This is a genomic window from Lentzea sp. HUAS TT2, assembly GCF_051853195.1.
In the GTDB taxonomy this organism is placed as follows: domain Bacteria; phylum Actinomycetota; class Actinomycetes; order Mycobacteriales; family Pseudonocardiaceae; genus Lentzea.
This window is the reverse complement of record NZ_CP196667.1, coordinates 3,084,612-3,102,996: the sequence shown is the minus strand read 5'-3', so window position 1 is coordinate 3,102,996 and position 18,385 is coordinate 3,084,612. Positions and strand designations below refer to the sequence as shown.

The window sequence follows — 18,385 nt, the reverse complement described above, 5'->3', positions numbered from 1 at the left end:
CGGTCGTCAGACCGAAGACAGCGCACGCTGTATCAGCCCTTGCATCAGGTCCCGCATGAAGTCGCTGGTGAGGAGCACGTACAGCAGGCCGCCGAACGCGGCCGCCGCCAACGTCCCGATCGCGTACTCCACCGTGCTCATGCCGCTGTCGTCGTCGAGCAGGTCCATCTGCTTCTCCTATCTGAGAATCTGGTCGGCCAGGCCCAGCACCACCGGCGCGACGCCGAGGCACAGGAACGCCGGCAGGAAACACAGTGCGAGCGGCGCCGCCACCGCCACCGCGGCCTGCTGTGCCTTCGCCTCCGCGGCGTCGGCGGCCTCTGACCTGGTCCGCTCGGCGAGCTCGGCGGTCTGCCGAGCCAGCGCGGCACCGGACCGCGCGGTCCGCCTCGCGGCCCTGGCCAGCAGCGCCGTCGCGGGCTGGTCGAGCGCGGACGCCCACGCCGTCACCGGGTCGGCGCCGAGCCTGAGCAGTTCGGCGACCTGGCTCAGTTCTTCGATCTCAACGGCCTGGATCGCGGTCGGCACCGGTAGCCCGGCCTTGAGGCAAGCGGCCAACAGATCCCAGGCCGCAGCGCGTTCGAACGGACCGTCCGGTTCTGCCTTGTCGTGCGGCGGATCGTGAGCCTGGGGCGCGAACCGGTCAATCGATCGTCGTGGGGCCGGCGCCACGAGCACCGCCAGCGCCAGCAGGAGGAACGTCACGGCTCCACCTCCGTGATCCGCTGCGTCCACCACACCCCGGCCGCCACGAGCACCGCTCCCAGTGCCAGGAGGAACTGCCCTGCCGTGGTGCTCGTGAGGACGTGAAACGGCCTGGCGCCGCTCAACTCGCCCAACAACACGCCCATCACCGGCAACACCGCCAAGACAGCGGCACTGGCCCGCGGCCCGGCCATCCGCGCGTGCACCTGCCGTGCGAACGCCGCCCGCTGATCGAGATCCCGGCGCGTGGCATCCAGCACGTCCGCCAACGCCACACCGTGCTTCGCCGACACGCGCCACGCCTTGGCCAGCTGATCCACCGCCTTGCCGAGCAACGGCTGCTTCATCTCACTCAATGTCCGCTCGACATCACCACCGAGCCTCGACGTGGCCGCCGCCGCTCTCAGCACTTCCTTCGCGGGAGCCGGCGTGTCCTCCGCCGCACCCTCGGCCGCCTGCGCCGGGTGGGCACCCGCTCGCAGTTCGTCGATCACGCCGCCCAAGCCGTCGCTCAAGGCTTCCGTGGCCTGGCTTTGTGCTCTGTTCTGCTTGTGCTGCCTGAGGATTCTTCGTCCGGTCGCCGCCAGGACCGCTCCCGCGACCAGTCCACCGACACCCGCCACGAGGTAGGTGCCCGTCGCCGCGGCCGCCAGCCAGATATACGGCGGCACAACGATCTCTCTCTTGTTCGCCGGCCTGAGCCTTCGGATCGCCTTGATCTGAGGCCAGACGATGAGTGCCGTTGCCAGCAGCAGAAGGCTCAACACAGCAACTCCTTCGCGAGCCACCCGTGCTCCCGCGTCCAGACAGGACGGACCACGAGCCCGTCGTCCCGTTCGAACACCCCGATCTCGTTGAGGTACCTGGTGTTCTCGTCCCGGCGCATGTGCAACACGACCCTCACGGCCGCCCCAACCTGACTGTGCAACGCCTGCGAGGAAAGCCCACCCAACGCACCCAAGGCTTCAAGCCGCGCGGGCACCTCGGCCGGCGAGTTGGCGTGCAACGTCCCGGCGCCACCTTCGTGCCCGGTGTTCAACGAGGTGAGCAACTCCCGCACCTCGGCGCCACGCACCTCCCCGACCACGATCCGGTCGGGCCGCATCCGCAACGCCTCCCGCACCAACGCCCTGGTCGTCACCTCGCCGGCACCCTCGACGTTCGCGGGCCGCGCCGTGAGCCGCACGAACTGCGGATGGTCGGGATTCAGCTCGCTCGCGTCCTCCACGCACACGATGCGTTCCGTCGGCGGCACGCACCCCAGCAACGCCGACAACAGCGACGTCTTGCCAGACCCGGTCCCGCCGACCACCAGGAACGCCTTGCGCCGCAGCACGATCCCGCGCAACGCCTCCGCGATCTCGCCGTCGAACGTGCCGAGCCCCTGCAGTGCTCGGAGATCGTGCGTGGCCGGTCTGAGGATGCGCAGCGACAGGCAGGTGCGGTCCGCGATGGGCGGTAGCACCGCGTGCAACCTGACCCCGCTGCCCGGCAACCACCCGTCGACGCACGGCGAGGCGTCGTCGAGCCGCCGCCCCGCCGCCACCGCCAGCCGTTGCGCGAGACGCCGGACCGCGTCCTCGTCCGGGAAGGTGATGTCGGTGCGGCGCAGGCCCGTTGTGCCGTCGACCCACACCTGGTCCGGCGCGGTGACCAGGACGTCGGTGGTGCCGGGGTCGTCCAGCAGCGGATCGAGGGGGCCGGTGCCGCTGAACTCCTGGCGGAGCACCTGGAGTGCTTCCAGGACGTCCGAGTCGGCCAGGACGCCGCCGGCTTCGGAGCGGACCGCGTGGGCCACCACGGCCGCCGTCATCTCGGTGTCGGCGCCGGCTAGGCGGTGACGGACCCGGTCTATCAGCGCGGAGGTCATGTCACGCACCTCGCGGGGCCTGGGCTTGCCGGTGGGGGCTCGCTGGGTCGGGACGGGTTGCTGTGCAAGGGATGTGGGGTGGTCACGGTGTGGACTCCCGGGGATTCGGCGGGCAAGGGCGGAGCGGCCGACCACGTTCGGAATACGTTGCCGCGCAAGGGACGTGCGGTGGCCATGCTGCGGACTCCGAGGAGCTCGGCGGGCATGCCAGGGACTCGGCGGCCGTGAGCCGGGCAGTGGTGCCTGCCGGGGCTGCACTCGCTGGTGACTCGGCGGGGGCGGGCTGGACGGCGGCCCTCACTGGATTCCCGCTCCCCTGGGCGGGTGCAGCCTGTCCGGCTCCCACGTTCGGGAATCCCACCGCGCAACGGATGCGGCGCGGCCGCGGGCGATACGGCGGTGCCCGCGGGCCGCCTGGGCTGGGCGGCGGTCACGTCGCCGGCTCCGGGCGGCGGGCGTGGCGGCCGTAGGTGACCTCGCGGCCCGTGAGGCGGAGCCAGGTTTCCTGGCACCAGATGAGGAAGCGGTTCATTTCGGCTCCTCCTTGAAGATGAAGGGCGGTGGGTAGAGGCGGCGGTAGACGACGAGGTTGCGCAGCATCCCGCCGAGGATGCGGAGACAGAGACGGATCACGGTGGGAGTGCCTTCCGCGGAGGTGATCAGCCCGGCAGAGGCACGTCGGCCCGGCTCGGAGGCCCTTCTGCTGCAACGAGTTGCCCTGGCGAGCGGGGCTGTGGCACCTCCGCCGATGGCCCGTGGAAGAGCGGAACGCACCCACACCCAGGGTGATCCACAGGCGCCGGTTCCTCGCGCGCCTGGCAGAGCGCGAGGTACTCGGCCTCGTCGGCAGCCGACACGGCTTCTTCGGCGACTCCCGGGGTGGTCATGGGCGCAGCTCCTTCAGCACCGCGCGGGCGGCCGTGGCCAGCGGGCCCTTGGGGTTGCGGGGGAAGCGGCCGCGTTCCAGCACGTCGGCCAGGCCCGGCTCTGGGCGCATCGAGGTCAGCAGCGGGACGCCGATCACCTCGGCCATCTCGGACGGTTGGAGGTTGCCAGGGGACGGGCCGCGGACGACCAGGCGGACGTTGCGGCCGTTCGTCAGGAGGTGGGAGGCGACCCTGCTGGCTGCCGCTGTGGCCCTGACCTCCGCTGGGACGACCAGGATCGTGAGGTCTGTGCGGTCCAGGGCCGCTGAGGCGGAGGCCGTGGGGAAGCGCGGTAGGTCGCAGAGGACGGTGCAGCCTGCTCGGCGGCCCGCGTCCAGGACGGCTGCCACCGCTGCCGGTTCTGGGTCTGGCGCCGCGCGGTCGCAGGCCAGGACGCTCAGGTTGCCCGTGGTCGGGAGGGCCGCTCGCAGGGCCGACATCGGGACTCGGCCGCCGGTGGCGTGCACGCCTGGCCAGCGGGCGCCCTTGTCGGACTCCGTGCCCAGGGCCAGGTCTATGCCGCCGCCCAGCGGATCGCAGTCGACCAGCATCGCCTCGCCGCCGGAGACCACCGCCTCGCGGCCGCAGGCTATGGCCAGGGTCGAAGCGCCGGCTCCTCCCCTGCCGCCGATGAACGACACCACCCTGCCGCGGTCCGAGGGTGGGCCCTCGCCCAGGTCGGTCAGCGCCGTCACCAGGGAGCGGCCCTCCACCGGGAGCTCCAGGACGCCGTCGGCGCCCAGGGCCACGGCCGGGGCCCAGGGCGGGTCGCCTCCGTGGACCACCAGGACGCCGGTGCGACGCGGGAAGCCCGCGTCGAGGCAGGCGGAGACCGCTGCGGGGTCCAGGAGGACCAAGGGGGCGTTGTGCCACTGCGAGCGCAGCGAGGTGACGTCGGGGGCGCACGAGAGCGGGCAGTCGGCCGCGGCGGCGACGCGGAGGACCTCGTCGAGGAGGTCCTGGTCCGTGAGCAGGGCGATGGGGTGGGTCATGGGGTTCACGCTGGCCGGTCGTGATGAACGACACAACGGGCGTAGATCCACATGTGGACAGGTCGGCGGGTGTGGACAAGTCGCGATCTTGAAAGCCCTGTGCGGCCGGAACTGTCGGGGGTGTGTGCGACGCTGGAGGGTTGGGCGCACAGCAGCCGGACAAGAGCGGCAGAGGTCCAGTCGCACCCGCGCGGAAACGGGGTCCGGATATGGGACGACCCCCGCCAGGGGGGAGGGACGGGGGTCGTCAATGGTTCAGTCCCGGGGGGTCGGACTGAACCCGTCCGTCGAACCGGACTCTCCTACTGTATCCCCATGCGCCAGTGCCGCGCGCAACTTCCACAACAGCTGCGGGGCAAGTTTCGGTAACCGTGCAGCACAACGGTTTCGTACACGAACGAAATGCCGCCCGAACGGCCTACTGACGAGTACACCTAAGCTGAGCCACATGAGCCGGATCGCCGCCTTCTTCGACCTCGACAAAACCGTGATCGCGAAGTCGAGCACGCTGGCGTTCAGCCGACCCTTCTTCCAGGAGGGGTTGATCAACCGCCGCGCGGTGCTGAAGAGCGCCTATGCGCAGTTCGTATTCATGCTCGCCGGCGCAGATGCGGATCAGATGGACCGCATGCGGGCGCACATCACGGCGCTCGCCGCGGGCTGGGACGTCGAGCAGATCCGCAGCATCGTCAACGAGACGCTGCACGACATCGTCGATCCACTCGTCTACAAAGAAGCGACACAGTTGATCGCCGACCACAAGGCGGAGGGCCACGACGTCGTCATCGTGAGCGCGTCCGGCGAGGAACTGGTCGCCCCCATCGCCCAGATGATCGGTGCCGACCACAGCGTCGGCACGAAGATGGTGATCCAGGACGGCCGCTACACCGGCGACGTCGACTTCTACTGCGCCGCCGACAACAAGGCGGTCGCGATCAAGCAGCTCGCCGCGGAGCACGGGTACGACCTCGCCAAGAGCTATGCCTACTCGGACAGCGTCACGGACCTGCCGATGCTGGAGGTCGTCGGCCACCCGACGGTCGTGAACCCCGACCGGGGCCTGCGCCGGATCGCGCTCGAGAAGGACTGGCCGGTGCAGCAGTTCGTCGACCCGGTGAGCCTGCGCTCCCGCATCCCCACCCCGTCGGGCAAGGCCGTCGCGGTCACGGCCATCAGCCTCGGCGCCGTCGCGGCGGCCGGTGCGGCCTGGTACGGCCTGCGCCGCAAGCGGTCCCGCGACTGAAGTCAAGGTCGCGCAACAAAAAATCACCAAAGGTGACCGGTACCGGCGAGTAGCGGCAACGCGCCGCACTCGTGGTGCCCTGGTGAGTGCACGGCACCGCCCTCCCGGCGGTACCCGAATGCGAACAGAACCTCACAAATCCAGAAACGCCAGTACTTTCACTACTGAACGTGGCTTGAACGGTGCACCCGTCCGAGCCCTTGCTGTGACCGGGCCCACGCACTTAAATGGGTGGTGCGGACCTCGGGTCGGCCAGGGACCAGACGAAGAGAAGTCAGGATCCACCCCGGCCAAGCTCCGTGCGCGGACTTCGAGTACCCACGCGCAGCACGCCGCGGGAGGCTTGTCGTCTAGGGCCTGCGTACCGGGACGCCGGACGCCGAGGCCAGGGTTGTACGACTGGAGTTGCACGCTTGGTAACTCGCAAGCCCGCGCTGAAGACGGGGCACCCTTTCGAGGGTGCCCCGTCTGCTTGTTAGGCCGACTTTTGCCGACGACCGGCAGAATGTGCGCCCGTTGACCCACCACGCAGTCGTGAGTAACTTGCGAAATACGCCAGTTACCTGTGGGAACATCACCGGGAGGCACGGACAAGTGCGGAAGTTCGCCGCGTTGACGCTGGTCACAGCCATGGTCGCCCTCACGCCGGTGGCGAGAGCGGACGCCTCCGTGACCACACTGCGCGGGATGTCGCTGGAACAGAAGGTCGGCCAGCTCTTCGTCACGTACGTCAACGGCCAGGCCGCCGACGTCCCGCACCCCAAGAACCAGACCGACTTCGGAGTGGCGACGGCCGCGGAGATGGTGCGCAAGTACCAGCCCGGCGGCGTCATCTACTTCAACAACTCGAGCCGCGACAACATCGACACCCCCAGGCAGATCGCGCAGCTCTCCAACGGCCTGCAGAAGGCGAGCAAGATCCCGCTGCTCATCTCGACCGACCAGGAGATGGGCCTCGTCACGCGGATCGGCCCGCCGGCCACCCAGCTGCCGGGCAACATGGCCCTCGGCGCTGGCCGCAGCACCAAGGACGCCGAAGAGGCCGCCCGCATCACCGGCCAAGAGCTCCGCGCGATGGGCATCAACCAGAACTTCGCGCCGGACGCCGACGTGAACTCCAACCCGGCGAACCCGATCATCGGTGTGCGCAGCTTCAGCAGCGACCCGAAGCTCGCGGCAGACATGGTCGGAGCCCAGGTCCAGGGCTACGAGGGCCGCCGCTGGTTCGACATGAGCTCGGTGACCTCGACCGCCAAGCACTTCCCCGGCCACGGCGACACGTCCGAGGACAGCCACACCGCCCTGCCGGTCTCGAACCGCAGCCTCGACCAGTGGCGCCAGATCGACGCGCCGCCGTTCAAGGCCGCCATCGCCGCCAAGATCGACTCGATCATGACCGCGCACATCCAGGTGCCGCAGATCGACCCGTCGGGCAACCCTGCCACGCTCAGCCCGAAGATCATCACCGGCCTGCTGCGCGACGAGCTGAAGTACGACGGCGTCGTCATCACCGACTCGCTGGAGATGGCGGGCGTCCGCAAGCTGCACTCCGACGCCGAGATCCCGGTGCTGGCCATCAAGGCCGGCGTCGACCAGCTGCTGATGCCGCCGAACCTCGGCCTCGCGATCGACAGCGTCATCAAGGCCGTCCGCAGCGGCGAGCTCACCGAGCAGCGCATCGACCAGAGCGTCCTGCGCATCCTCAAGATGAAGCTCCTGCGCGGCGTCATGCTCACCGCCGAGGTCGACCTGAACAAGGTCGACCAGGTCGTCGGGTCCAACAACCAGAGCGCCCAGGCGATCGCCGACCGCACCATCACGGTCGTCCGCAACGACGCCCAGGCGATCCCGCTGAACGCCACCGCTCCCCTGGTCGTCGGCACCAGCGACGCGATCACCACGGCCCTCGCCACCAGGCTCAAGGGCACCAAGTTCGTCACCGCGACGAGCCCGACGCCGGCCCAGATCCAGCAGGCGGTGGCCGCGGCGGCGAAGGCGGACAAGATCGTCGTGCTGACCAACAACGCGAGCACGAGGCCCGCCCAGGTCGACCTCATCAACCAGCTCGCCGCCACCGGCAAGCCCGTGATCGCGGCCGCCACGGGCAACCCGTACGACGTCGCCCACGGCAACGCCAAGGCGTGGCTCGCCACCTACTCGACCACGACCGTCTCGATGGAGGCGCTGGCCAGGATCCTGCTCGGCGAGGCCAAGCCGCAGGGCAAGCTCCCGGTCGACGTGCCCGGCCCGACCCCCTACCCGTTCGGACACGGAGTCACCTGGTGAGAAGGCGGAGCTTCCTCGCGGCAAGCGCCCTGTCCGTCCCCCTCGTCAGCACCGCCACCGCCAACGCGACCCCGCAGCTCGCCACCGCCGCCGAACAACTGGCGCAGGACGGCTGGCGCAAGCTCAAGGGCCGCAAGGTCGGGGTGCTCACGAACCCGACGGGCATCCTCGAGGACCAGACCCACATCGTCGACTCGATGGTCGCCCACGACGCCAAACCGACTGCCGTCTTCGGCCCGGAACACGGCTTCCGCGGCACGGCACAGGCAGGCGGCTCCGAAGGCGACTACGCGGACCCGCGCACCGGCATCCCGATCTACGACACGTACCAGGCCACCCCCGCGAAGATCCAGGCGATGTTCACCAAGGCCGGCATCGACACGGTCGTGTTCGACATCGCGGACGTGGGCGCGCGCTTCTACACCTACATCTGGTCGCTCTACCAGGCGATGGAGGCGGCCAAGGACCTGGACTTCATCGTCCTCGACCGCCCGAACCCCATCGGTGGCAACGCGAACGGCCCCCAGCTAGACCCGGCCTACGCGACCTTCGTGGGCCTGAAGCCGATCGTCCAGCAACACGGCATGACGGTCGGCGAACTGGCCCGCCTCTTCAAGGGCGAGTTCGACCTGACCACGAGACTCGAAGTGGTCAACGTCAGGAACTGGCGGCGCAACCAGCTCGACACCGGCCTGCCGTGGGTCCCGCCGAGCCCGAACATGCCCACCCAGGACACCGCGCTGGTCTACCCCGGCACGTGCCTGTTCGAGGGCACGGTGTTGTCCGAGGGCCGCGGCACCACCCGCCCGTTCGAGACGGTCGGCGCACCTGGGATCGACTGGCGCTGGGCCGAGGCGCTGAACGCCCTGGACCTCAGGGGGATCCGGTTCCGCGAGACCTACTTCTCGCCGACGTTCAACAAGTTCCAGGGCAAGACCTGCGGTGGTGTCACCCTGCACGTCACCGACGCGTCCCGGTTCGACGCCATCAAGGCCGCCGTCGCCATGCTGATCACCGCGAAGTCGTTGTACCCCGGCGTGTTCGCGTGGCGTCCCGACAACTGGATCGACAAGCTCAGCGGCTCCGACCGGCTGCGCAGGATGATCGACGCCCAGGCTCCACTGGACGAGGTCACCGGCGCGTGGCGCCACGAGCTCCAGCAGTTCCGCCGCACCCGCCTGCCCTACCTGCGCTACCGGTGAGGACGCCATGCTCATCCCTGCCCTGGCCGTCGCACTCGTGACGACGGCAGTACCCGGTCACTTCGACCAGCCCCAGGACGGCTTCGCGAACCGCTGGACGACCCTGCGCGAGTCGAACCCGTTCTGGGCCGGCCTCGACCCGGAGCCGATCAACGCGGCACTGCGCCAGCTCCGCGAGTTCCAGAAACCCCAGGCCAACGGCAAGCCGCTGTACGCGGGCGCCGTCACGATGCACGTGCACGACGGCAAGATCGTCACGCACGACCGCACGGGCTACGCGGTCCTCTACAAGGACCAGCAGACCCAGCTGCCGGAAGAAGAACGCGTCCCGATGCAGAAGGACACGATCTTCGACTTCGCCTCGATCTCCAAGCTCTTCACGTCGATCGCCGTGATCCAGCAGGTCGAACAGGGCCGCGTCGCCATCGATGAACGCGTCGCCACCTACCTGCCCGAGTTCGGCGTGAACGGCAAAGAGAACATCACCGTCAAGCAGCTCCTCACACACACGAGCGGCCTCGAACCGTTCATCCCGTTGTGGCAGAGGTACCCGGACATCCCGTCGCGCATCAAAGCCGTGATGGACGTGAAGCCGAAGTCCACGCCCGGCACCACGTACGTCTACTCCGACCTGAACCTGATCACGCTCGGCGAGCTGGTCTTCAAGGTCAGCGGCAAGAAGCTCGACCAGGCGGTCAGGGACGGCATCACCAGGCCGCTCGACATGAAGGACACCGGTTACAACCCGAAAGCCAAGGACCGCACGGCCGCGACGGAGTTCCAGACGGCACCACCACGCGGCATCGTCCGGGGTGAGGTGCACGACGAGAACGCGTGGTCCCTCGGAGGAGTGGCAGGTCACGCCGGTGTCTTCGGAACGGCCAAGGACCTCGCCGTCCTCGGTCAGACGATCCTCAACGGCGGCACGTACAGCGGCCGCCGGATCCTGTCCGAGCACTCCGTCGAGCTGATGCTCACGAACTTCAACCAGCAGTTCCCCGACAACGCCCACGGCCTCGGCTTCGAGCTCGACCAGCGCTGGTACATGGGTGGGCTGAGCGGTCCAGGAACGGCAGGCCACACCGGCTACACCGGCACGTCGTTCGTGATCGACAAGGCTTCGCGCTCGATCGCGATCCTGCTGACCAACCGGGTGCACCCGAGCCGGGACTGGGGCAGCGTGAACCCGGCCCGCCGCGTGGCCGCCGACGGCCTGGCCAACGCGCTCGCCGTGAAGTCGCACGGAAAGCAGTGGCGTGCAACGACTTCCGGCGGCACCCTCACCGCGGAACGCCCGGTCGAGGTCTTCGTCGACGTCGACAAGGGCGACAAGCTGACGATCCAGCACTGGAACGGCACGGACTGGCAGGACGCACGCACCATCACGACGACCGAACGCCGTTGGGTGCCAACGGAATCCGTGAAGTCCAGGTTCGTCTACACCAAGGCGGGTCAGTACAACGGCCGTGGCGTCTACGTGCACGCACGCGGCGACGTCACGGCCGAGGGCTGGTCAGTGGCACGCCGCTAGCACCTCGGTGAACAGCGGGAGCGCCCGTGGGAACGCGGGCGCTCCGAAGCTCACCACGATCCCCTTGCGGTCGTCGTCGCTCAGCTCGTGCCGGAACCACGAGAGAGGGCTGACCTCGATCCCACGTTCGCGCGCGGTCTGCACGATCTCCGCTTCCCGTGGCGTCTCAAGCACTGCATGCATCCCAGCCGCGATGCCGGACACCGACGCGTACGGCGAAACAGCCTCCACGAGCCGGTCACGACGCCGTTGGTACGTCAACCTCATCCGCCGCACGTGGCTGTCATAGGCGCCGGACTCCAGGAAGTCCGCCAACGTCAGCTGGTCGAGCATGCTGATGTACTGCTCACGATCGGTCTTCAACGCCAGAACCGGGTCCACGAACCGGTCCGGCAGCACCATCCACGCGATCCGCAACGCCGGCGACAGCGCCTTGCTCGACGTCCCCAGATAGGCGACGTGCTCGGGATCCAGCCCCTGCACCGCGCCCACGGGTTGCCTGTCGTAGCGGAACTCGCCGTCGTAGTCGTCCTCCAGCACAAGCCCGCCAACGCGCCGTGCCCACGACACGGCCGCCGCACGCCGACGCGGGTGCAACGGACCGCCCAACGGGAACTGGTGCGCGGGAGTCAACACACACGCGCGACGGTCATCGGGTAGCTGCTCGGTGTTCGCACCGTGGTCGTCCACGGCCAGTGGCACGGTCGACGACCACAACGAGCGGTGAAAACCCAGCCCGTATTCCTCGACGACGACCGGTCCCTTCAGCAGCCGGTCGAACATCTGCACGGCGTGCGCGAACCCCGAGCAGACCACGATCCGTTCGGGATCGGCCCGCACACCCCGCGCCCTCGCCAGGTACTCGGCCAGCGCCGTCCGCAGCTCGATCCGGCCCTGTGGGTCGCCCGGCCCGAACGCCTCCGAGGGCGCCGCGGTCAACGCCCTGCGCGTCGACCGGATCCACTCCGTGCGCGGGAACTCGGTGATGTCCGGAGTCGACACCGTCAGATCGAACTGGACGCCATCGGCGGGGCCACGGCGTTTCAGCGGAGGTGGCGGCGCGACCCGTTGGGCGACAACGGTCCCCGACCCCTGACGTGCGGTCAGCCATCCCTCCGCCACGAGCTCCGCGTACGCCTCGGCCACGGTGTTCCGCGCGATCCCGAGATCGAGCGCGAGCGACCGCGAGGCGGGCAGCCGGGTGCCCGGAGGCAGCCGTGCGGTCCGCACCGCCTCCCGCAGCGACGCCGTCAACCGCTGCCGCAGACCACCCGGACCGGACAGGTCCAGGTGGAAGTCGAGATTGGCCCACGATTCCACGTGAAGATTGCACCATGACCAGGGCCAATCCGGGCCATAAATTTCTACACATGACGAACCGCATCGACTTCCCCAAGAAGGCCCCGAAGGTCTACCGCGCCATGATCGCGCTGGACGCCGCCGCGCGGGAGGGCCTCGACGAGCAGCTGGCCGAACTGGTCCGCATCCGCGCGTCGCAGCTCAACCACTGCGCCCACTGCATCGCCATGCACACCGCCGACGCCCGCAAGCTCGGCGAGTCCGAGGCCCGCATCTACCTCTTCAACGCGTGGGAGGAGGCCGGTGACATCTACACGGAGAAGGAGCAGGCCGCGTTGCGCCTCACCGAGGCCATCACGGTTATGAGCAGCCATGAGTACGTGAGCGACGATGTCTACGCACAGGCTGCGAAGCACTTCGAGGAAGAGGAGCTCGCGCAGCTCATCGCCCTCATCTTCACCATCAACGCGTGGAACCGGATCGCCGTGTCCACTCGGATGAAGCCTGATGTCCACTAGGAACCTGCCGAGAGAGTGACTTTCGGACACACTCCGTTGACCCTGGGAAGGGCGGTTAGTAAGTTTCCCACGTGTCCACTGAGAGCAGTGCCGAGTCCAGTCCTCTGGTGAAGATCCGGTCGTTGCTGCCGGGTCTCGCGCGCGCGGAGCAGCGCGTCGCGAAGGTGGTGCTGGAGAACCCCGGAACTGTCGCGCACCGCAGCATCACCGAGGTCGCCGAGCAGGCGGGCACGAGTGAGACGACGGTGACGCGGTTCTGCAAGGCCATCGGCGTCGGCGGGTACCCGGAGCTGCGCATCGCGCTCGCCGCCGACACGGCCCGCAGCCAGGCCAGGGCCAACCACGACATGGGTGGCGACATCGGACCGGGCGACGACCTCAAGCAGGTCGTCGGCAAGGTCGCGTTCGCCGACGCCCGCGCCGTCGAGGAGACCGCGGAGCAGCTCGACATCGAGTCGCTCGACAAGGTCGTCCAAGCGGTCGCGGGCGCCCGCCGGGTCGACGTCTACGGCTTCGGCGCGAGCGCGTTCGTCGCGTTCGACATGCAGCAGAAGCTGCACCGCATAGGACTCACCTGCTTCGCGTGGAACGACACGCACATCGCGCTGACCTCGGCCGCCGTGCTGACCCCCGCGGACGTCGCCGTGGGCATCTCCCACACCGGCTCGACCTCGGAGACCGTCGAGGCGCTGCGCGTCGCCCGCGAGACCGGCGCCACCACCGTCGCGCTGACGAACTTCCCGCGTTCGCCGATCACCGAGGTCGCCGACCACGTGCTGACCACAGCCGCGCGGGAGACCACGTTCCGCTCCGGCGCGATGGCGAGCCGCATCGCCCAGCTCACGGTGATCGACTGCCTGTTCATCGGAGTCGCCCAGCACCACGTCGACTCCGCGAAGACGGCGCTGGAGGCGACCTACGAGGCGGTGTCCGGTCACCGGCTCGGTGCCAGACCAGACGGCCGGCGGCGGCCGCGGGAGACGACTAAATGATCTCCCCCCGGAACGGTGTGGTGGTGCGCGTGGAATCTCCGACCGAGCAACGGAACCCGCGCACCGCGGACATCGACCGGGTCCCCACGATCGACGTCCTGCGCATGATCAACGACGAGGACCGCACGGTCCCGGCCGCGGTCGCGCAGGCACTTCCCGACCTGGCCCGCGCCGTCGACCTCGGCGTCGCGGCGATCATGTCCGGCGGCCGCGTGCACTACGTGGGCGCGGGCACGTCGGGCCGCCTGGCGACGCTGGACGCCGCGGAGCTGGTGCCCACGTTCAACGTCCCGCCCGACTGGTTCGTCGCCCACCACGCTGGCGGTCCGGAAGCCCTCGTCCGTGCCGTCGAAGAGGTGGAAGACCACTCGGGCGCCGCCCAGATCCGCCGCCACGCCACCGGAAAAGACCTGGTCGTGGGCGTGACGGCGTCCGGGCGCACGCCGTTCGTGATCGGGGCCCTGCAGGAGGCGCAAGCGCTTGGCGCCCAGACCGTGCTGGTCTCGAACAACGCGTCGGTGCCGTTCACGCCGGACGTCCTCGTCACGCTGAACACCGGTCCCGAGGCCATCGCCGGCTCCACGCGGATGAAGGCGGGATCGGCCCAGAAGCTCGTCCTGACATCGTTCTCCACGGCGGTGATGGTCAAGCTCGGCCGCACCTACTCGAACCTGATGGTCAGCATGCGAGCGACCAACGCGAAGCTGCGCGGCAGGACGATCCGGATCCTGCACGAGGCCACCGGCCAGCCGGAGACGGCGTGCGAGCAGGCGCTGGCCGACGCGTCCGGTGACCTCAAGGTGGCGCTGGTGCACCTGCTCTCGGGTGCGCCGACCGAACGTGCGGCCGCTGCCCTGGAGGACACCAAAGGCCACGTCCGCAACGCGCTGGACCGGCTAGCGGGCTAGGTCCGGCCCGAAGATCTCGTAGTGGATGTCCGTCACGCCCGCTTCGAGCAGCTGGGCCCGCATCGCGCGCAGGAACGGCACCGGTCCGCACAGGTAGGCGGTGGTGTCCTCCGGAACGGGGATGCCGGCGAGGTCCACGTACCCGGTCCGCTCGACCGGCCACTCGCCGATCGGCCGTTCGTAGAACACGTGCGACTGCGCGTCCCCGAGCTTGGCGACGAGCTGGCCGAGCTCCGCGCGCAACGGGTGCGAGAGCTGGTCGCGGTCGCCGTGGAGCGCGATCACCGGCCGCGGTGAGTCGACGGCCACGAGCTCGGCGAGCATCGAGACCAGCGGCGTGCAGCCGATTCCCGCCGACGCGAGCAGCACCGGCCCCTCACCCGGCAGCAGCGTCACGTCCCCGGACGGCTGGCTGACCAGCACCGTGGTGCCCTCCACCGCGAGGTCGTGCAGGTGGTTCGACACCTCGCCGTCGCGCTTCACCGAGAACCGCAGTGCCTCGTCCGAGCGGCCGGAGAGGCTGTACTGACGGATCTGCTGAGCACCGTCGGGCAGCGTGACCTGCACCGACACGTACTGCCCCGGCAGGCTGGCAGGCACCCGGCCGTCCAGCGGCGCGACGACGAACGTCACCACGTCCTCGGTCTCCTGGAAGCGGGCGATCACCCGGTGCTCCTGCCAGCCCTGCGGCAGGAACCGCTCCATCCCGATCAACGTGTCGGCCATCAGCCAGTAGACCTCGCTCCAGGCCTGGGCGACCTCGGCCGAGACGTCCAGGACCTCGGCCACGGCACCGAGAAGATGCTTGTGCACCACGGCGTACTGGCCCGGTGTGACGCCGACGGACACGTGCTTGTGAGCGATGCGCCTGAGCATCGCGTCGGGCGTCCGACCGGCGAGCAGGCCGGAGGCGAAGGCGGCGATCGAGCCGGCCAGCGCCTGGGGCTGCGTGCCGTTGGCCTGGTTGCCGCGGTTGAAGAGGTTGCGTTGCAGCACCGGGTGCTCGTCGAACATGCGCGCGTAGAACAGCCGGCTGATCTCGCCGATGGCCGCACCGACGGCGGGCAGGGTGGCTTCGACGAGTTCGGCGGACTTCGGGGACAGCATCGATTCCCTCACTTCAGCTGCAGGCTCAGCAGCACGGGGCCGGTGGGATCAGCGACGAGGTCCTCGACGCTCAGCGAATCGAGCGAGGCGTAGAACGCTTCCTGGGCCTGGCGCAGCGCACGCCGCAACCGGCACGCCGCGGCCAGCGGGCACGGCACGTCGCCTTCGCAGTCGACGACGTCCCCTTCGCCCTCCAGCCGGCGGACGAGCCACCCGACCGAGACGGGTCGTCCCGTCTCGGCGAGCGCCAGACCGCCGCCCCTGCCGCGTCGTGCCACCACGACGCCGAGGTGCTGGAGCTGCGCCACGACCTTGGCCGCGTGGGTGTACTGCACGCCCATGACCTCGGCGACTTCGCGCGTGGTCGGGTTCGCCGAGTCGTCGGCGACAGCCAGCCGCATCACGATCCGCAGCGCGATGTCGGTGCTCTTGGTCAGCCTCACGAGAGCGAGGTTAGCTTAATTGGAATTTCAGATGCATGTTATCCGCGCAACAGTTCGGCGGTCGCCTCCCACAGCCGTTCCTCGCGGGCGCGGTCGCGGGCCACCGGTCGCACCTCCCTCACCTTGGTCTTCACGACGAACGCACCGTCGCGCAACCCGGCCCACCTGGCATCGAGCGCCATCGAGGCGAGCAACGGCCCTGAGCGCTCCGGCGTCGACACGCCGGGCATCCGGCCGAGAACCCTGCCGACCGCCTGAGCCGCCGCCGGTGCGGTGCGGCCGAGAGCGGTGCCGGGCATCCAGCCGGGCTCGAACACCGACACGGTGATCCCGGAGCCGACGCGCCTCTGCAGTTCGTGGGCGTAGTAGAGGATCGCCAGCTTGGCGTTGGAGTAGGCGGTCATGCTGTTCTCACCGGCGTCGGGACGGGCCAGTTCGACGGGGTCCGCCCACTTCGCCTCCGGCACGCCGAGGAGCTTGCGCCAGATGTTGGCGTGGTAGGTGTTCGAGCCGATCAGCACGATCCGGGCGGGTGCGGTGAACGACTCGGCCAGGTCGCCGATGAGCTGGGCGTGGGCCAGGTAGTTGACGGCGAACGTCATCTCGTAGCCGTCGGGCGAGGTGCCGGTCGCGATGGTGCCCGCGTTGGCGACCAACGCCTGCAACGGCCGCACGGCACCACTGGCGAGCAACGAGCGTGCACTGGCCGCAGCAGCACGCACGTCGGCCAGGCTCGACAGGTCGCAACCGATCTCGTGCACGGTGGCGCCCAACGCGCGGGCCTCGTCGGCGACCGCCTTCAGGTCCGGCCCGGCACGGCCGACCAGCAGCAGGTCGGGACGGTCGGCACGGGAGGCCATGGCGAGCACGGCGTGCCGGCCGAGGTTGCGGGTGGGGCCGGTGATCAGCACTGTTCCAGTCATGACGCCAGCCTGCGAGGACGGGCGGGCGCCAGCCAGCAGTCCGGTTTTCGTAGGACTGACATGCCCAGGACAACCTCCGCCTGCTCGCGCACACTGCATCTCGTGGAGACGTGGGAGTTCGGGCGGACGGTGCGGCGCTGGCGCGACCGGGTGGCACCCGAGACCGCCGGTGTGCCCGCGGGCCGGCGCAGGCGTGCGGCCGGGTTGCGCCGCGAGGAACTGGCCGCGCTCGCCGGCATCTCCGCCGACTACCTGACCCGCCTCGAACAGGGCCGCGCGACGGCACCCTCGGCGCAGGTGGTCGAGGCGCTGGCGAGGGCCCTGCGCCTGGCCGACACCGAACGCGACCTCCTCTACCGGCTGGCAGGGCACGCCGCGCCCGGTCCCGACGTCGTGCCGTCGCGGGTCACCCCGAGCGTGCGGCGGTTGCTCGACCGGCTGTCGCACACCCCTGTCGTCGTCTACGACGCCACCTGGACGCTGGTGCTGGCCAACGCGCCGTACGACGCGCTCATGGGCGACACGACCGCGTGGAACGGCCTGGAGCGCAACGCCGTGTGGCGCAACGTGACCCACCAGCCTTCACGGGTCGTGCACACCCCGCGGGAACAGTCCGAGCACGAAGCCCGGCTCGTCGCCGACCTCCGGCTCACCGCCTCGCGCTACCCCGCCGACCTGGGGCTGCGACGGCTGATCGCCGACCTGACCGCCGGCGAGCGCTTCGCCGAGCTCTGGGACGCCGAAGCACCGCCACCCCTCACCGACCCGTCACGGCACAAGACGATCGACCACCCGGCGGCCGGGCTGATCACGCTCGACTGCGACACGCTGATCGTCGCCCAGGACGACCTGCGGATCACCGTCTACACCGCGGAGCCGGGCACCGAGGACGCCGAACGCCTGGCGCTCGCCCTGGTCCTGGGGACCCAGTCGATGATCGGTTAGCCGGGCAGCACCGGACGCCACGGGATCGGCGTCGACAGCACCATCGCGCTCGACGTCTCCCCGTGCGACGCCAGCCGCACCAGCAGCCGCTCCAGCTCCAGGATCGACGTCGTCACGACCTTCACGACCGAGCAGATGTCGCCGGTCAGCCGCACGACCTCGACCACCTCCGGGCAGTCGTCGAGCAGCTGCGGGTGCACGGTGATGCACCGCGGGCCGTAGCACTTCATGCGCACCAACGCGACGACCGGACGTCCGACGACGGTGGGGTCGACCACGGCGCGATAGCCGGTGATCGCGCCCATGTTCTCCAACCGGCGGACCCGTTGCGCGACCGTCGGCGGGGAGACGTGGACTCGGCGGGCGAGTTCGTTGTACGACAGGCGCGCATCCTCTTGGAGTGCCTCCAACAGGGCCTTGTCCACCTCGTCCAACATGAACGCAAAGCTACCCGGCGAAACATTTGACGATCGGAAGAAGTTCGGCGCGAACGCC

Annotated in this window: 18 protein-coding genes; 8 read left to right on the top strand and 10 right to left on the bottom strand. The window is 69.5% G+C overall.

All coding sequences use genetic code 11. The features are described from left to right. Positions 1-6: 6 nt before the first annotated feature. From ACSHWB_RS15565 to ssd, 5 genes are all read right to left on the bottom strand, one after another. A complete protein-coding gene (locus tag ACSHWB_RS15565; protein ID WP_439662732.1) occupies positions 7-168 on the bottom strand; it encodes a DUF4244 domain-containing protein in 162 nt (53 codons plus the stop codon). Between the two features lie 9 nt (positions 169-177). Continuing rightward, positions 178-705 (bottom strand): type II secretion system F family protein, encoded by a 528-nt coding sequence (locus ACSHWB_RS15560; RefSeq protein WP_439662731.1) that lies wholly within the window; start codon positions 703-705, stop codon positions 178-180. Then, the gene (locus ACSHWB_RS15555) at positions 702-1,472 is read right to left on the bottom strand and encodes a type II secretion system F family protein (RefSeq protein WP_439662730.1); all 771 of its coding nucleotides are present in this window, start codon (positions 1,470-1,472) and stop codon (positions 702-704) included. Before ACSHWB_RS15555 ends, ACSHWB_RS15560 begins: the two co-directional genes overlap by 4 nt. Further along, positions 1,466-2,575, bottom strand: coding sequence for a TadA family conjugal transfer-associated ATPase (locus ACSHWB_RS15550; RefSeq protein WP_439662729.1), 1,110 nt, complete (start codon positions 2,573-2,575; stop codon positions 1,466-1,468). The genes ACSHWB_RS15555 and ACSHWB_RS15550 overlap by 7 nt, the downstream gene beginning before the upstream one ends. Before the next feature lie 883 nt (positions 2,576-3,458). Further along, positions 3,459-4,493, bottom strand: coding sequence for a septum site-determining protein Ssd (ssd, locus tag ACSHWB_RS15545; protein ID WP_439662728.1), 1,035 nt, complete (start codon positions 4,491-4,493; stop codon positions 3,459-3,461). 448 nt (positions 4,494-4,941) lie between these two features. Here ssd and ACSHWB_RS15540 point away from each other — a divergent pair, with 448 nt between their 5' ends. The 4 genes from ACSHWB_RS15540 to ACSHWB_RS15525 all read left to right on the top strand — a co-directional run bounded on the left by ACSHWB_RS15540 (position 4,942) and on the right by ACSHWB_RS15525 (position 10,755). Continuing rightward, complete coding sequence (locus ACSHWB_RS15540) at positions 4,942-5,736, top strand: HAD-IB family hydrolase (RefSeq protein WP_439662727.1); 795 nt, start codon at positions 4,942-4,944, stop codon at positions 5,734-5,736. A 594-nt stretch (positions 5,737-6,330) separates the two neighbouring features. Further along, entirely contained in the window at positions 6,331-8,022 is a 1,692-nt protein-coding gene (locus tag ACSHWB_RS15535; RefSeq protein ID WP_439662726.1) for a glycoside hydrolase family 3 N-terminal domain-containing protein, read from the top strand. Beyond that, the gene (locus tag ACSHWB_RS15530; RefSeq protein ID WP_439662725.1) at positions 8,019-9,224 is read left to right on the top strand and encodes an exo-beta-N-acetylmuramidase NamZ family protein; all 1,206 of its coding nucleotides are present in this window, start codon (positions 8,019-8,021) and stop codon (positions 9,222-9,224) included. The genes ACSHWB_RS15535 and ACSHWB_RS15530 overlap by 4 nt, the downstream gene beginning before the upstream one ends. 7 nt (positions 9,225-9,231) lie before the next feature. Continuing rightward, entirely contained in the window at positions 9,232-10,755 is a 1,524-nt protein-coding gene (locus tag ACSHWB_RS15525) for a serine hydrolase domain-containing protein (RefSeq protein ID WP_439662724.1), read from the top strand. Here ACSHWB_RS15525 and ACSHWB_RS15520 read toward each other — a convergent pair. After that, positions 10,738-12,075 (bottom strand): PLP-dependent aminotransferase family protein, encoded by a 1,338-nt coding sequence (locus ACSHWB_RS15520; RefSeq protein WP_439662723.1) that lies wholly within the window; start codon positions 12,073-12,075, stop codon positions 10,738-10,740. The genes ACSHWB_RS15525 and ACSHWB_RS15520 overlap by 18 nt on opposite strands. 50 nt (positions 12,076-12,125) lie before the next feature. Between ACSHWB_RS15520 and ACSHWB_RS15515 the strand changes: the two genes are divergently transcribed. The 3 genes from ACSHWB_RS15515 to murQ all read left to right on the top strand — a co-directional run bounded on the left by ACSHWB_RS15515 (position 12,126) and on the right by murQ (position 14,472). Then, on the top strand, positions 12,126-12,572 hold the full coding sequence (locus ACSHWB_RS15515; RefSeq protein WP_439662722.1) for a carboxymuconolactone decarboxylase family protein: 447 nt from the start codon (positions 12,126-12,128) through the stop codon (positions 12,570-12,572). Between the two features lie 71 nt (positions 12,573-12,643). After that, complete coding sequence (locus ACSHWB_RS15510) at positions 12,644-13,564, top strand: MurR/RpiR family transcriptional regulator (protein ID WP_439662721.1); 921 nt, start codon at positions 12,644-12,646, stop codon at positions 13,562-13,564. Then, positions 13,561-14,472: an N-acetylmuramic acid 6-phosphate etherase gene (murQ, locus tag ACSHWB_RS15505; protein ID WP_439662720.1), complete on the top strand. Its 912-nt coding sequence runs from the start codon at positions 13,561-13,563 to the stop codon at positions 14,470-14,472. The genes ACSHWB_RS15510 and murQ overlap by 4 nt, the downstream gene beginning before the upstream one ends. Here the strand turns inward: murQ and ACSHWB_RS15500 are convergent. From ACSHWB_RS15500 to ACSHWB_RS15490, 3 genes are read right to left on the bottom strand one after another with little or no spacing between them, the layout of a single operon-like run. Beyond that, positions 14,461-15,579 (bottom strand): globin domain-containing protein, encoded by a 1,119-nt coding sequence (locus ACSHWB_RS15500; RefSeq protein WP_439662719.1) that lies wholly within the window; start codon positions 15,577-15,579, stop codon positions 14,461-14,463. The genes murQ and ACSHWB_RS15500 overlap by 12 nt on opposite strands. A gap of 8 nt (positions 15,580-15,587) precedes the next feature. Continuing rightward, positions 15,588-16,022 carry an RrF2 family transcriptional regulator gene (locus ACSHWB_RS15495; RefSeq protein WP_439662718.1) on the bottom strand — a complete coding sequence of 145 codons (435 nt, stop codon included), beginning with the start codon at positions 16,020-16,022 and terminating at the stop codon, positions 15,588-15,590. A 38-nt stretch (positions 16,023-16,060) separates the two neighbouring features. Beyond that, positions 16,061-16,945, bottom strand: coding sequence for an SDR family NAD(P)-dependent oxidoreductase (locus ACSHWB_RS15490; RefSeq protein WP_439662717.1), 885 nt, complete (start codon positions 16,943-16,945; stop codon positions 16,061-16,063). Between the two features lie 102 nt (positions 16,946-17,047). On the opposite strand from ACSHWB_RS15490, the gene ACSHWB_RS15485 reads away from it, so the two are divergent. Continuing rightward, a complete protein-coding gene (locus tag ACSHWB_RS15485; RefSeq protein WP_439662716.1) occupies positions 17,048-17,890 on the top strand; it encodes a helix-turn-helix transcriptional regulator in 843 nt (280 codons plus the stop codon). On the opposite strand, the gene ACSHWB_RS15480 is transcribed toward ACSHWB_RS15485, so the two are convergent. Further along, positions 17,887-18,327 carry an Lrp/AsnC family transcriptional regulator gene (locus ACSHWB_RS15480; protein ID WP_218164492.1) on the bottom strand — a complete coding sequence of 147 codons (441 nt, stop codon included), beginning with the start codon at positions 18,325-18,327 and terminating at the stop codon, positions 17,887-17,889. The two genes, ACSHWB_RS15485 and ACSHWB_RS15480, sit on opposite strands and share 4 nt — an antisense overlap. Positions 18,328-18,385 lie beyond the last annotated feature (58 nt).